We start from the raw sequence: 12,725 nt of genomic DNA, 5'->3' as shown, positions 1-12,725 counted from the left end.
AAGGAACGTCGCACAGCCGTGGCGGAAGTCGTGAAGCCGCAGCCACGGCAGGCCGGCACCGTCACGGAGCTGTTGGACGCGTCGGGTCACGTTCCGCGGCTCCATCGGTGTTCCGACCGTGGAGGCGAAGACGAGCCCGTTGTCCTGCCACGACTCGCCGGCCTTGTTCCGTTCGTCTGCCTGGCGCTTGCGTTGGCGTTCCAGGGCGTCAACGGCGAGCGCCGGTATCGGCACCGTTCGCCGTGAACCGTGCGTCTTCGGCTCGACGAGCCGCAGTTGCCCGCTGACCCGTTGGACGGAGCGGCGTACCCACAGTGTCCGGGCGCCGAGGTCGACGTCATCCCAGCGGAGGCCAAGCAGTTCACCGCGGCGCAGGCCCATCGTGAGCGCCAGGACGAACAGCGCTTCGAGCCGATCATCTACAGCCAGGGTCAGGAAACGACGTGCATCACCGGTGGTCAGCGTGTGCTGTTCCCCACCGGCCAGGCTCGGCGGGCGAACAGCTTTCGCGACGTTGCGGCTCACCAGCTCCATCCGTTCCGCGTCGGCGAGCGCGGCCCGCAGCACTGCGTGAATCTTCACGAGGCTCGCCGGCTTCATCTGTTCCCGGCGTGCCGCGTGCAGACGCCGGACGTGGGCCGGTCCGAGTTTGTCCAGACGGATCTTTCCGAGCATCGGGACGATGTGGCCGTCGATCGCGTACCGGTACCGAGCGAGGGTGGACGGTCGTGTTCCATCGTGAGATTTGATCTCGTCCATCCAGTAGTCCATCCATTCGGCGACGGTGCGGGACTTCGCCGTGAGGTCCTGGCCCTGATCGGCCGCCTTGCGCAGTTCGCGCACCTTGACAAGGGCTTCCTTCTCGGTCCTCCCGTAGATGACGCGGCGACGCCGCTTCCCGTCGATCCACCCCAGGTCGACCACACCGACCCACCGGCCGTCACTTTCACGCTGGTAGAGGGAACCTTCGCCATGGCTACGCCGACGACCCCGGCGATCATGGGCGTTCCGCGTCTGACGCTTCGAGCCCTCGCTGTCAGGGCCGGTCGGTTCGTCGGCCGCTCTGGTCGGATCATGTCGCTTGCCGGACATAATGAAGATCGCTCCTTGCCGAAATAGGGGAAGAAGAGCCGACAGAAGCCGGCCGGGTGCCGCCGAATGGCGTGGCGCGTTGAGATCCCGCTCCTCTGGGGACGGAGGAGGGTCCGCCGGGAGTCCGGCCGCGTCCAGTGCGCTACGCGTCACTTCGTGATCGGCTTCGCCGACCCTGGACCCGTCCGCACTCCCGGCGGGTGAACCGTCCAGCAGAGGAACGGGAAAGAAATGTGGGGAAGGACCGCGAGAACCGATCAGCGCGGCTGATGCTGCGCGGGAACCGTCCGATACGGGAGGACGTCAGGCACCCAACCACCGGCCGGACCAGGCCTGCGCGGTGGGGGAGCTGCCGGAAGTGCGCTGCCGGGGATCGCGCGGAACACCAACACCACGTCGACGTCCCCGAGAGCTTCAACGAACACCGCGTCGGTGGGAATCGCGACGGCGGTCCGGGCGATGTCGAACGGGTCGGCACCCGGCTTGACGGTTATCTCGTAGAAGCCGTGGCCGGGGGTGTCGAGGCGGACGAAGGGCTGTCCGTCGGAGGGGTCGCGCGGGGGGTCGAGGCCAGGCGGAATGATGGGCACGGGTCGGTACTCCCTTGGTCTCTAAGGGGTGCTGATCAAGGTCCCGGTGTGGTGTTCCAGCACCCGCCGGGACCGCTTATTGGATCTTTTGTGTTCGGAAACCTGCGACGCTCGGGAGGCCCGCGGGCGCCGCGCGGGGTGCACTGCCGAAACCCGGCTGTCCGGTTCGGCCCGGACCGGGCCGGGATCATGCCGCCTCCGTGTCCGGGACGCCGCGTAGCCGATCGACGTAGGCGACGAGCGCCGCTCGCGGGATACGGCGTGACCGGCCGATGCGGACGGATTCGATTTGTTCGGCGTTGAGTAGCTCGTACAGGGTGGTGCGGCTAACGCCGAGCAGGTCGGCCGCTTCAGTCGGGGTGAGAAGGAGTTTGTGCACAGCTACTCCTATGATCGTCAGAGTCAGGGTTCAGGCTGCGCGGAACATGCCGGGATCGGTCGCCGAAACCGGGTCGGGATGCCCGCGTGCGGCACGAGCAACATCGAGTTGGGCGCGCCAGCGGTGCCGGTCGGCGACCGCGCGCAGGAGCAGATGTTCCCGACGTGGGGTGGCCGGATCGCCGGGGCGCAGCAACTGCCAGACCACCCGGTCGGACGTGCCACCCTGGTCACCGGTGTCGGTGTGGCCGAGGACCGCGAGTTGTTCCCGGATCCACGTCTTTCGATCTTCCTTGTGATCGGTGAGGGTCTTGCCGGACCATTTCCGGGAGACCAGCACCCGGCGTCCGCCGAAGCCGAGGGTTTCGCGCCGGTGGGCCTTGCCCCTGCAGCGGCCGGGCACGAGCCCGGCCCGCGGATTCTTCGGCTGGACGCCGTAGAGCAGCCAGTTCGCACAGCCCGGCGCGCACGGCTCGTACCGCAGCGCGTCGGCGAGCCGGTCCACATGCGCCCGCTGCGCGTCGGTGTCCACCGCGTGGCAGGCGTCCAGACTCTTGGTCAGATACTTCGTGAGGTAGCCGATCAACCGGCCGGTGTTGCTGTCGTTCGCGGTCACCCCGTCCGCGCGGACCTGCACACCGAACCGGACGACATGGGCGGGTTCGGCATCGTCGCCGAGCGCGTCCAGGGCCTCATCCCAGGTTGACAGGGGTGCGCCCGTGTCCGGGTCGCGGTAGCTGCCGGCCTGCTCGTCCCAGACCGGCAGCCGGTCCGGGGCGTAGACCGGCCGGTCGCAGCGTGGCCACCACACCTGGTGATACGTCGCCGCCGCGACCTGGCGGAGCAGGACACGGGGGATCGTGCCGCGCATGGCCGCGTGCAGATGCGGCGCCAACCGCCGTTGCGGTTCCAGGCAGGCGAAGTACTGGACGTCGTAGCCCACGGCACGGCGGAGGTTCTGCCAGAACCGGTCGACCAGCTTGGGAAAGTGGATGGCGTCGCGGGCCGCCCGCCGGTAGCCGTAGCCAGCCGGGTCTACCGGCGTGCCGTCACCGTTCACCCGGCCGTAGGAGTCGCAGGTCAACGTCAGGAACATCGACGGCCGCCACACCGTCCCGTCGGGTGCGGTGAACGTCCGCCCCACCGTGCGCCGATCCACCGGCAGCCGGGGCAGGTCGGGGGCGTCCTGCCGCCGTTTCGTCGACCGGGTCCGCCGTGGCCGGTCCCGGGTGTCCGGCGCGGTCTTCCCGCGCACACCGAGATCGGTCAACGCTTCGTCCACCTGCGAGATCAGATCGTCGACTTCGGTGATCTGATCGACGTCGTGGCCGGTCACGGCTTCGGTACGGACGGCTTCGAGATCCGCCCGGAGCTGGACGAGCGTCTTTGCGTCGTCGCCGGGCGGGTCCGGGTCGGGGAGCGGTTCGTCATCGAGGTGCCAGCCCGCCTTGCACTGCGCCATCCGCAGTTTCCGTGCCCGCTCCGCGCACGGCGGGCACTTGGATGCCAGGGTGGCCCCGCACGGCACCGGAACGGTTTCGGCCTCCCCGGTGACCAGGTTCACGCGGCGCATCGCCAGCGGGCGGATGCACACCCCGTTCTCGGCCGCGACCGCCTCGAGGACCTGCCGGGCCAGCGGCATCCGCATCCGCGCCGCCCGGCTTCCCGCCGCTGGCGGTGTACTCGAGCCGGTCATGCTGCCCGTTCCTCCGTATCGTCGTTGTGATCCTGGCCATCGTCGTGGTCGGGGTGGTCGGGTGGCGGTTCCCGGCAGCCGCACACCCGCCCCCGCCCGGTGGACGCCTGACAGCCGTCGTCGGCCCGGTGCGCCACCCACAGATGCCGGCACCAGCCGCAGACCGGCAGCACGACCACCGGGGCGTATCCGTCCGGTCCGGTCACGCCGCCCAGCCGTTGACGTCCGGGGTCCAGCCGTCCGGTCCGGGGTCGTCCAGGCCGAGGACCTCACCGGCCATGGGCGGTTGGTAGCGGTGCGCCATCCGGGCGATCTCGGCATCGTCGATCCAGGAGGCCCGCACCCGGACGGGTTCGGCCTGCCCGTCGAGGAGGACATAGCCGACCCCGGGCAGCCCATCGGGAATCTCATCGCCCCGGGCACCGCGGTCCCGGGCGCCGTCGCCGAGGACAAGGTCGGCCTGGTCGGCTTCGGTCATCCGCAGCGCCACCCGCACCGGGAACAGGTCCCGAAACGGCAGCACTTCTTTCCGCGGGTCCTGCACCGCCCCAACCACCACCACCCCGGGTGCCCGGCCCTGCGACAGCAGCAGCGACAGCGCCGCCGACAGCCGCCGCTTCAGCTCCCGGTCGGTCACATACGCCGTCAGTGAGGCCAGTTCGTCGACGATGAAAACGATCAGCGGTTCGCCGACGGTCGGGGTGTGCAACCTGCTGACCCCGCGCAGCCGGGCCGCCCGCTCCCGCATGACCGTGACCGCGTCGTCGAGCAGGTCGGCGATGCTGTCCGTGTCGGTGGCGAACCGGGTGAACATCGCCCGGCCGAACGCCAGTTCCATCCCGCCCTTCGGGTCGGCGACCCACAGTTCGACCAGACCCGCGCGCACCGCCGGGCCGAGCCCGCGGATGGTCGACCAGAGGACCGAGCCCTTGCCCGACCCGGTCGCCCCGGCCACCAGGACATGGGCGCCACGGACCGGTAGCCGCCAGGGCTGGCCATCCTCGCGGCGACCGACCGGGATCCCGGACAGGTCCACCGGACTGGCGTCGCCGTCCCAGCCGTCCCCGTCCGCGTCCGCGTCCGGACCCTCCAGGTCCGCCGGTGGGACGGGAACGGCGAGGGGGTCACGGCGGGTGAAGTCCACCCAGATGAACCCCACCCGGTCGGCGCGGATGCGGCAGGACCGGGCGCGGAATGCTTGCCGGAGCGCTTCGGCCTGTTCCGCCCACTGCTCGGGGGTCTGCCCGTAGAGCAGTTCAACCCGCAGCCGGTCGGCCCACCGATCCGAGCGGATCGTGCGGATCCGCGGGAAGGTCTCGGCGAAGGCGACCCGGTCACCGTTGGACACCGGGATCCGGATCGCCAGACCGGTATGCACCATCACCGGCCGCCACCGCCACCGGTAGACGGCGAGTAGCCGCAGCCGGCCGCGGATCCACCGGGCCAGCCAGAGAAACGACCGGCGATGCACCAGCCGCCACACCGCCGCCAGCACCGCGACGGCGAGGAGCGCCAGGCCCAGCCCGGCCATCCCGAACCGGTCCCGCACCACCAGCACCGTGAGCAGCAGACTCACCGGGATCGGATGCCGCAACAGGAACACCAGCATGTGCGCGCACATCCGGCCGGCAAGCCCGATGAGCAGCATCCACAGCGGCACGTCGATCTTCGAATGCCGGGTCGGTACCTCGGGAAACGGCCGGGAGCCGTTGATTCTGGCCATGACAGATCACACCCACCCTGCATCGAAAGAAAAGGAAAGGAAGGGAATCAGCGGACCGGAACCACCGGAGCGGAAAAAGGCTCAGACGGCCGTCCCGGCACCCGCGACAAACAGAACCTACTCAGGCCGATATTGCAGAACCGTTGTCGTTGTCCGTGCTTTCCAGGAGTAGACGTTCGCATTCGATCAGATAGTCGTTGGCGGCCTGCACCAGCGCGTGCGCGAAATCGAGGTGATTGGCGGTCACGGTGCCGCTCGCCGCCAAGATGGACAGGCAGGCGCGGGGGGTGTCCAGCACGAGGATCGGCCGCTCGTCCGGGTAGGTGAAGCACCGGGCCGACCAGTCCGACCCGACATGCACGCCTACATGCCAGCTCGACCCGACCGGCACCCGCTCGCCGTTGATGCCCGTGGTGGGTGTCGGCCCGGTCATGCCGCCGCCCGACCCGAGGTTGCTCGCACCGGCCGCATCCCGGTCGCCCGCAACGCGAACCCCTGCCGCGGTTTCGACCCGTTCGTGTTCACGTACGGCGTGAGCGTCAGCCCGTCGAACTCCACCGGCCGAAACGGCGTCCCGGCCAGCGGCTCCGGGGGCACCGGCTGCACCGCAGCGGCGATCTTCACCTTCACCTCCGCCGACCCCGCCCGCGCGTTGGGGTCGGCGTCCATCACCCGCACCGCCCACACCAACTCACCGGTGAGCTTGTCCCGTTCCTGCGCGTCGGCCACCCCCGCCTTGGCCTTGTCGAAGTCGTTGACCGGTTCCACCCCGAGCACGTACGCGCCGTGCGGGAACACGTCCGCGAATGCCACGGGAATCCGTTGCGGGATCGCCATCGTCGTTTTTCACCTTGTCCCACATCATCAGCGTGCCGGCTGGTGCCGGCCGTCGGTCGTTGCAGGACATACAGTGCACCGCGCGCGAACCGCTCATCAACCATTATGTGCCCGTAGCATGTGAGGTTCACATAAGCGTGAAGCAAAGACCCCGCGTCCGACAGCGGGTCCCGCTGGGATATATGTGTACCTCACATGCCCCGATGTTTGCTTTACAGCTAAAATCGGCCGTATGGAGGACCAAGGACGGAGATCACCCGTCTACACGGCGCGTGGCGCGATCGGGGGCGAGGACTGGGCCGCGGTCGCCGACGCGGTCAACCAGCGGATGGCAGCCCGCCGCATCGGACAGCAGGAACTCGCCGACGTCTCCGGCGTGTCCGTGTCCACCGTGCGGCAGATTCAGCATGGCGGCAAGGGTCGTCGGGTACAGAACAAGACGCTGATGGCACTCGCCCGCGCGCTCGACTGGCCCGACGATCATCTGATCCGGGTGTTGGTCGGCGATCAGGTGTCGGATGCCCCCGCCGAGGTCACCGTTCGGGAGATTCTCGCCGGGATAGGCCGCATCGAACAGCAGCTTGCGGACATGAGCCACCGCCTGGCCGCCGTCGAGGAGCTCGTCACGGCGCAGGGGACCAACAGGTAAAGGGCCAGAACCCCGCAACGGCGTTGCCGCCCTCCGGAATTCTGACCCCTGAACCTTGCCGTGATGCCAGCCCCGGACCGCTCAATCCGGCACGGCTGGCATTCCGTTCGGCTCCCATGACAACATCCGGTCGCCCACCGGTCGGAACACCAGCGTCACTTCAACATCGCCGAACGCTTCGGCGAACCCGAGCCCGTCCGGGAGCGCCGCCCATGCCCGCATCACGTCCGCCGGACGATCCGCCGGATAGATCGTGACCGTGCAATCGCCGCTACCCGCATCAGGCCCGGTAACAGGCGACGAACGGCCAGAAGCAGCCCCCGGCGGATCGCCCTCCCGATCACCGGTCATCGACCCTCGGCCCGCCGCATGGACCGTGCCAGCGCCGCACCCAGCAGCATCCGACCCGCCGTCGGTGCCGTGGCGGTGTCCACGAAGAAGAACAGCGGTGTCACCTGAAAGTCGTGCCAGCCGCTCTCCACCGCGAACAGCTCCGCCGACGCGGGCGAATCAAACGTGATCGTGGTGTCGCGGACCCGCCGTTCGTCTCCCGGTTCGAACCGCACCACCCCGTACAGGACAGGCATCCGTTCATCCGTAGTCCCGCCGTCCGCCGTGTTGTCCTTGGTTACCGTCACCGGTCGCATCCCGTCCCGCTCTCGTTATCCGCTGGTTGGATGCCGGCCCGGTCCCACGGAGACCACCGCTCGACATGAGATGGGGCCGGCTCGCCCCAGCCTCACGGCGCAACGCGAGCCCACGGAAGATGACCTTCCCATGTGACTATCGCCTGATCTCGACAGACAACCCGTCAACGACAGCCACACGCCCCCAACAGGTGAGCTTTCCCTACCAGTCAGGCGTAATCCAGGTACCGTCAGGATCAGTCCTGCCACGAGACGTGTCCCCCTCTCCCGGCCGGAAGGTTGATCGGCTATGTCGGCTGTTTCGCTCGGCCCGTATGTGGTGTCCGAACGGCTCCTTGCCCGCGACGACATGCGCGCCGCTCTCGCCGCCCGCGACTTCGGCACCGCCTTTCGGCTGATGAGGAAGTACGACGCCGCCAGCCAGGACCGCATCGCTTCCGCGGTCGAGGGTCTCGACCAGAGCCGCGTCAGCAAGATCGTGCACGGTCGGGACCGGGTGGCATCCCTGGAACTGATCGAACGCATCGCCGACGGCCTGCGCATCCCCGGCGGCATGCTCGGCTTGGCTCGCCGCGCATGGGAACCCTCCGCACACACACCGCATACCCAAGCAGACGTAAAAGCGCCGGTGGTCGACAGCCGGTCGGTAACCGCTCAGCAGCCGGTCACCGACCCCGAGGCAACCGCTCAAGGGCTGGTGTACGAACCCTCCATGCGACGTACCCTGAGCACTGTCGCCGAGCTCGGGAGGGCCGACGTGCGCCGTCGGGACATGCTGCTTCGTTCATCATTCGTTCTCGGTGCGCTCGCCGGCCCCAGCCGGGATTGGCTGTTGACCAGCCTGGACGCCGCCGACTCCGGACGGCCCGCCCACGCGGACATGACCGCGGTCGAGTCCATCCGCACCATGTTCGGCGTGTTCCAGGAAATGGACGTCATCCAAGGCGGCGGGGACATCGCCCGGCGTGCCGTCGCCCAGTACCTCACCGAACACGTTCTCCCGCTGCTGCAGGAATCCCACCCCGAGCCCGTCCGCCAGGCCCTCTTCGAAGTCGGCGCTGAACAGACCTACCTCGCAGGCTGGATGGCGTTCGACTCCGGCCAACACGGCATCGCGCAGCGGTACCTGATCCAGTCCCTGCGGCTCGCCGACGCGTCCGGAAACCGGATGCTCGGCGCACACGTCCTCGCGGGACTCTCCGATCAGGCAACCCAACTCGGACACCCCGACGAAGGGCTTCGGCTCGCCCGCGCAGGCCGCCACGGCCTGCGCGGTCTGCGTGCCCCCGCCGCCCTGACCGACCTGTACGTACTGGAAGCACGCGCCCTGTCGGTCCTGGGCCGCTCCACCGACACCGCCGCAACGATCGCGCAGGCCGAAAAGACCTTTGACCTCATCGACCCGGCGAACGAACCCGAGTGGGCGAAGTTCATCGACGAGCCCTACATAGCCGGGGAGATCGCGAACAGCCTGCGGGACATCGGCGACCCGACCGAAGCCCACCGCTACGCCCGCCAGTCCGTCGAGGCCGCCCGCAAGCAGAACCGTGGACGACGCGGCGCACTCAGCCAAACCGTCGTCGCCGTCAGCTTCACCCAACAGAACAATCTCGAAGGCGCGATCGCAGCCGGTCATCAGGCGATCGATATTGCCGCCGGAGTTCCCGTCTCGGCCCGCTACGTCACGGCCATGACCGACCTGCGGAAACGCCTCGTTCCGTACCAGCGCGACGCCAACACCCGCGAGCTCGTCTCCCGCATCGACCGCACCGCCCTCGCCGGCAGCGCAGCCTGACCACATCGGACTCGGACTGACGATCAGCGGCATGGCCCGGAACCAGGCAGACAACAAGGCTGACTGACTGCCGAATTATCCGTTTTAAGATCAAGCCTGTGACAGCCTGCCGCGCCGCGCGACGGCTGCGCGTGGCCCTGGCGGGCCATGCTCGCCGGCGCGTCGCACCACATGGCCGGTAGCTCCCTCCGCAGCGGCTACAGTGCTCGCCGCACGACCGCACCGCGCGGCTACGCCTGGTCTACATCCCGCCACCACCGAAGACGAGCCACCTGTTCCTGGCCGGAAACAAAGGTGCGGCGGCGACTCAGGCCTTTCCGAACAGCCAGGTCAACGGCGAATACTGTCGGGCGGACCCGGTAGCGCCTCGGCGCTCAAATTTTCCTACAGCAACTACCAGAAGGCCCCGCCTCCCGCCTACCTTGGGCTCGCGGTCGGGCGACATGGAAGCATTTCGCCGTAGCCGCAGCGGTCGCCAATATGGTTCCATACCTGCTCTTCGGCATGTCTATACGGGCCGGCCGCGCGGCAGCAGATCGGACATCCATATTCTCACAGTAGGGCACTTTCAAGGGATGAAGGAAAAACGTCCACATCAAGTTCAAAAGGTAATCCTATCCAAAAAACTCCGGGTAGCATCGAAGCAATCGACCGCTTTGAGTTGCTCCAGCGTCATCCAGCGATACTCTACTATCTCCCCCTCCAAGCACCTGATTTGGGGACGAGTGAAGAGAGCATATTGCCATGCGAAAACACTGCCCTCTCCCTTGTCGCGAGGGAGTTCACCAAGCGGCTGCAGAGTGTCGCTACTTATTGTTAGCCCCGTCTCCTCGTAGACCTCTCGAGCCACTGTTTCGATAGGAGTTGAGTCTTGGGCGCCCTTTTGCCCACCGATGGGCTGCCAGAGGTTTGGGAAGCGGTGACTTCGCACCATCAAAATCTGCCCGGCATGCATTATAAATGCCGAGGCCACCCATTCATCGGCTCCATCTGCATATTTTCGATAAAGATCATCGATCTGGCGAAGCATCTCTTCGTCCAGAGTCGGAGCGCGACGCTCAAATATGAGTTCAGACGGCATACCTTCGGGTACAAGCACAAGTGATCCTCGCCCCTGGCTTTCTGCGGTGACCACCAGAGTAACGGTCCAGGTATCTGCAGGAGGAGCAGATGTCGAATGATAGTCGGCGCCTTCTATCCAAAGAGGACCGGCATCTACCCCTGACTCGACCTCACTTTCCAGACCATATTTGAAGTTACACTGCGACCGACGGAGTCTGCTGAGACCAACTGTGTACGGATTTTCCGCCGAGTACGTACAGAATCTTCCTTCGGGGGTTGAAACCACGCTGTAGAGACGGTGTCGAACTCTCCCAACAAGGGTTCGCGTCACAAGGTCCCAGCCGTGCGAATGAACCTGCAAGTCCCGTGCATGCTCGTCTTCCCACGAATGACGGAGGGAATCGGGGGGCCAAAAATGAAGCCTAATCACCCATCCGGCAAATACCGACTGCGGGAGTCGAATCACTAGAAAGCCATAAGGGTGAATGTAAGAGTCTTTGAGGTCGGCGCTGCTGGGCCTCACGTCCGGCCACGTCTGCGCCTTCATCCACAGCAAAATTTGCTCATCCATGAGGATAGGGATTCACCGGCCTTTGGAGTGCTTCAAGTATTAATGTCACGGTGTCATCGTCTGCGGACACAATGACCGCTAGGTCAGCCAGGCAGCGCCGCACATCGGCGATAGTAGCAACTCGATCGGGCGGAATCGCGCCATCGAGGGGAATCCGGCGATTCTGCCGACAGCTGAGCCGCAGATCCTCAAGTGTGGAGTCGAAGAACGTTGACCCTAGTGAATACTTGAGGGCAGATTGGCTGGAACTTTCCCGAGTTACAATTGCAACGTTACTGCCCATGTCAATTGTGAACGGAGAAACTGACGACCCAAGATATAGCGAACAGGTCAGTCTGGGGACACTATTCGAAGCCTGCCACAACCTGATTATTGTAGCCGCGATTTCGGCGCGCGCTCTCGTTTCGGTCCAGTAGCTAACCCTGTCAGAATTAACGGACCTTCGGTAATCAACAAAGAAACGAATTGCGTTAGCATCATCGGGGTCGATTAGTTGTACGTTTACATCGATGTACCGTCCGTGAGATCTGGCCCGACCAGAAAGTTGCGGTAGTATTACCGCACTGAAATAGCGTCCGGTATGTCCCCTATAATTCCAACAATTTGTAGCCTGAGTCTCATTAAGCAATTCGCGCGAAATCCTGCCTGGCGGTATGATGCCAGCCTCGTCGACCACCTGCTCATTTTCTCCGAAGATAACAATAACCACGAGCGAAACCGCGAGCGAGGCTAACGCTGCGCCGAGAAGAGAGTCGGTCACCGAAGCAATCTCCCCTACGGTGTCCAGCTTTGCAGTCTCGCTCCACCTGGGTAGCGCAAAAATCCGGAGAAGTAGCAGAACCGTCGCGGCGAGCATCAGAGATGCCGAATAGAGGCGGCGGTTAACCACGCTGTTCATATGACACCATCTGATGCCATGATGCGAGTGTGCGTACCACGACCGACCGGGTAGGAGAAATTTTCGTCGACCAATGATTCGTGGTCCGCGACTTCGTCTAAATAGTCCCGCCAATAATATGCCAACACTGCTAACTATCCCCCGTATGCTATCTGGCGGACGGGTGTTCGCCCTGGTGACCGTGCAAGCGAGTGTATTACCTCCATGGACCAGAAGAGTCGCCGATACCGGAACTGGGCAGGCAGAGAGCCATCGGGACCCCCGACCCTCATGCGCACCGCCTAGCCAGGCGATGTCAACCCATGTATCAACAGTCCAGTACGCCGGTGGACGGCGGCGAGGGAGGTCGGGTGAGCGCAAGGACCTAGACGAACCCAAGCTGACGGGCGCCAGGGCACGCCTATGGATCAGATACACCCGCCGACCAGGAGCCAGGCCTTCACCTGCGGACGAGCGCGGATGGCCGCCCAGCGCGGATGGCCGCTGCACCCAGGCATGTACCCGAGCCGACGGATGCCGGACGATGGCCAACGCCATCGATATCGATCAGCAGGGTGGGCGGACGTCGGCGGACGAGGTGCCTGCTCCTCTTAGCCCGCGGGTCGGCGTGCCCGTTTGCTGGCTGTCTTGGCCGACTTCGGTAATCATGATCATCGTGGAGCTTGCTTGGCGCCGACTTTCGCGGGCATGTGCGAGCACCCGTCGGCAGCCAGGGCGGCGGATGGCGGTGGACGAGCGCGGAGGTCCGCGGAATCCGAACGGCACGTGACCTGGACCCGCGGACTAA

Annotated in this window: 13 protein-coding genes; 2 read left to right on the top strand and 11 right to left on the bottom strand. The window is 65.9% G+C overall.

Features of this window, described 5'->3' with window-relative positions; genetic code table 11:
- The 8 genes from AC5LUJ_RS19565 to AC5LUJ_RS19530 all read right to left on the bottom strand — a co-directional run.
- Positions 1-924, bottom strand: a 924-nt coding sequence (locus AC5LUJ_RS19565) for a site-specific integrase (protein WP_493465467.1), incomplete at its 3' end; no start/stop codon positions are given.
- 425 nt (positions 925-1,349) lie between these two features.
- A complete protein-coding gene (locus tag AC5LUJ_RS19560; RefSeq protein WP_493465466.1) occupies positions 1,350-1,682 on the bottom strand; it encodes a hypothetical protein in 333 nt (110 codons plus the stop codon).
- 187 nt (positions 1,683-1,869) lie between these two features.
- On the bottom strand, positions 1,870-2,061 hold the full coding sequence (locus tag AC5LUJ_RS19555) for a helix-turn-helix domain-containing protein (protein ID WP_493465465.1): 192 nt from the start codon (positions 2,059-2,061) through the stop codon (positions 1,870-1,872).
- Between the two features lie 30 nt (positions 2,062-2,091).
- Complete coding sequence (locus AC5LUJ_RS19550) at positions 2,092-3,756, bottom strand: replication initiator (protein WP_493465464.1); 1,665 nt, start codon at positions 3,754-3,756, stop codon at positions 2,092-2,094.
- Complete coding sequence (locus AC5LUJ_RS19545; protein WP_493465463.1) at positions 3,753-3,962, bottom strand: hypothetical protein; 210 nt, start codon at positions 3,960-3,962, stop codon at positions 3,753-3,755. Before AC5LUJ_RS19545 ends, AC5LUJ_RS19550 begins: the two co-directional genes overlap by 4 nt.
- Positions 3,959-5,479 carry an FtsK/SpoIIIE domain-containing protein gene (locus tag AC5LUJ_RS19540; protein WP_493465462.1) on the bottom strand — a complete coding sequence of 507 codons (1,521 nt, stop codon included), beginning with the start codon at positions 5,477-5,479 and terminating at the stop codon, positions 3,959-3,961. Before AC5LUJ_RS19540 ends, AC5LUJ_RS19545 begins: the two co-directional genes overlap by 4 nt.
- 121 nt (positions 5,480-5,600) lie before the next feature.
- Entirely contained in the window at positions 5,601-5,912 is a 312-nt protein-coding gene (locus AC5LUJ_RS19535; protein ID WP_493465461.1) for a hypothetical protein, read from the bottom strand.
- The gene (locus tag AC5LUJ_RS19530) at positions 5,909-6,316 is read right to left on the bottom strand and encodes a plasmid replication, integration and excision activator (protein WP_493465460.1); all 408 of its coding nucleotides are present in this window, start codon (positions 6,314-6,316) and stop codon (positions 5,909-5,911) included. The genes AC5LUJ_RS19535 and AC5LUJ_RS19530 overlap by 4 nt, the downstream gene beginning before the upstream one ends.
- A gap of 232 nt (positions 6,317-6,548) precedes the next feature.
- On the opposite strand from AC5LUJ_RS19530, the gene AC5LUJ_RS19525 reads away from it, so the two are divergent.
- Positions 6,549-6,965 (top strand): helix-turn-helix domain-containing protein, encoded by a 417-nt coding sequence (locus tag AC5LUJ_RS19525; RefSeq protein ID WP_493465459.1) that lies wholly within the window; start codon positions 6,549-6,551, stop codon positions 6,963-6,965.
- An 81-nt stretch (positions 6,966-7,046) separates the two neighbouring features.
- Here AC5LUJ_RS19525 and AC5LUJ_RS19520 read toward each other — a convergent pair whose 3' ends face one another.
- Positions 7,047-7,316 (bottom strand): hypothetical protein, encoded by a 270-nt coding sequence (locus tag AC5LUJ_RS19520; protein ID WP_493465458.1) that lies wholly within the window; start codon positions 7,314-7,316, stop codon positions 7,047-7,049.
- Complete coding sequence (locus AC5LUJ_RS19515) at positions 7,313-7,552, bottom strand: hypothetical protein (RefSeq protein WP_493465457.1); 240 nt, start codon at positions 7,550-7,552, stop codon at positions 7,313-7,315. Before AC5LUJ_RS19515 ends, AC5LUJ_RS19520 begins: the two co-directional genes overlap by 4 nt.
- Positions 7,553-7,928: 376 nt before the next feature.
- Between AC5LUJ_RS19515 and AC5LUJ_RS19510 the strand changes: the two genes are divergently transcribed.
- Complete coding sequence (locus AC5LUJ_RS19510; RefSeq protein WP_493465456.1) at positions 7,929-9,407, top strand: NsdA family TPR-like regulatory protein; 1,479 nt, start codon at positions 7,929-7,931, stop codon at positions 9,405-9,407.
- A gap of 601 nt (positions 9,408-10,008) precedes the next feature.
- On the opposite strand, the gene AC5LUJ_RS19505 is transcribed toward AC5LUJ_RS19510, so the two are convergent.
- Positions 10,009-10,506 carry an NUDIX hydrolase gene (locus AC5LUJ_RS19505; protein WP_493465455.1) on the bottom strand — a complete coding sequence of 166 codons (498 nt, stop codon included), beginning with the start codon at positions 10,504-10,506 and terminating at the stop codon, positions 10,009-10,011.
- Positions 10,507-12,725 lie beyond the last annotated feature (2,219 nt).

The organism is Protofrankia sp. CiP1_Cm_nod3 (assembly GCF_982290655.1).
This window is presented reverse-complemented; position numbering and strand designations above follow the sequence as displayed.

Excerpts from the sequence above, each read along its gene's own strand:
- AC5LUJ_RS19540 (WP_493465462.1), bottom strand. The coding sequence starts at position 5,479 with ATGGCCAGAATCAACGGCTCCCGGCCGTTTCCCGAGGTACCGACCCGG.
- AC5LUJ_RS19535 (WP_493465461.1), bottom strand. The coding sequence starts at position 5,912 with ATGACCGGGCCGACACCCACCACGGGCATCAACGGCGAGCGGGTGCCG.
- AC5LUJ_RS19525 (WP_493465459.1), top strand. The coding sequence starts at position 6,549 with ATGGAGGACCAAGGACGGAGATCACCCGTCTACACGGCGCGTGGCGCG.
- AC5LUJ_RS19550 (WP_493465464.1), bottom strand. The coding sequence starts at position 3,756 with ATGACCGGCTCGAGTACACCGCCAGCGGCGGGAAGCCGGGCGGCGCGG.
- AC5LUJ_RS19530 (WP_493465460.1), bottom strand. The coding sequence starts at position 6,316 with ATGGCGATCCCGCAACGGATTCCCGTGGCATTCGCGGACGTGTTCCCG.
- AC5LUJ_RS19515 (WP_493465457.1), bottom strand. The coding sequence starts at position 7,552 with ATGCCTGTCCTGTACGGGGTGGTGCGGTTCGAACCGGGAGACGAACGG.
- AC5LUJ_RS19520 (WP_493465458.1), bottom strand. The coding sequence starts at position 7,316 with ATGACCGGTGATCGGGAGGGCGATCCGCCGGGGGCTGCTTCTGGCCGT.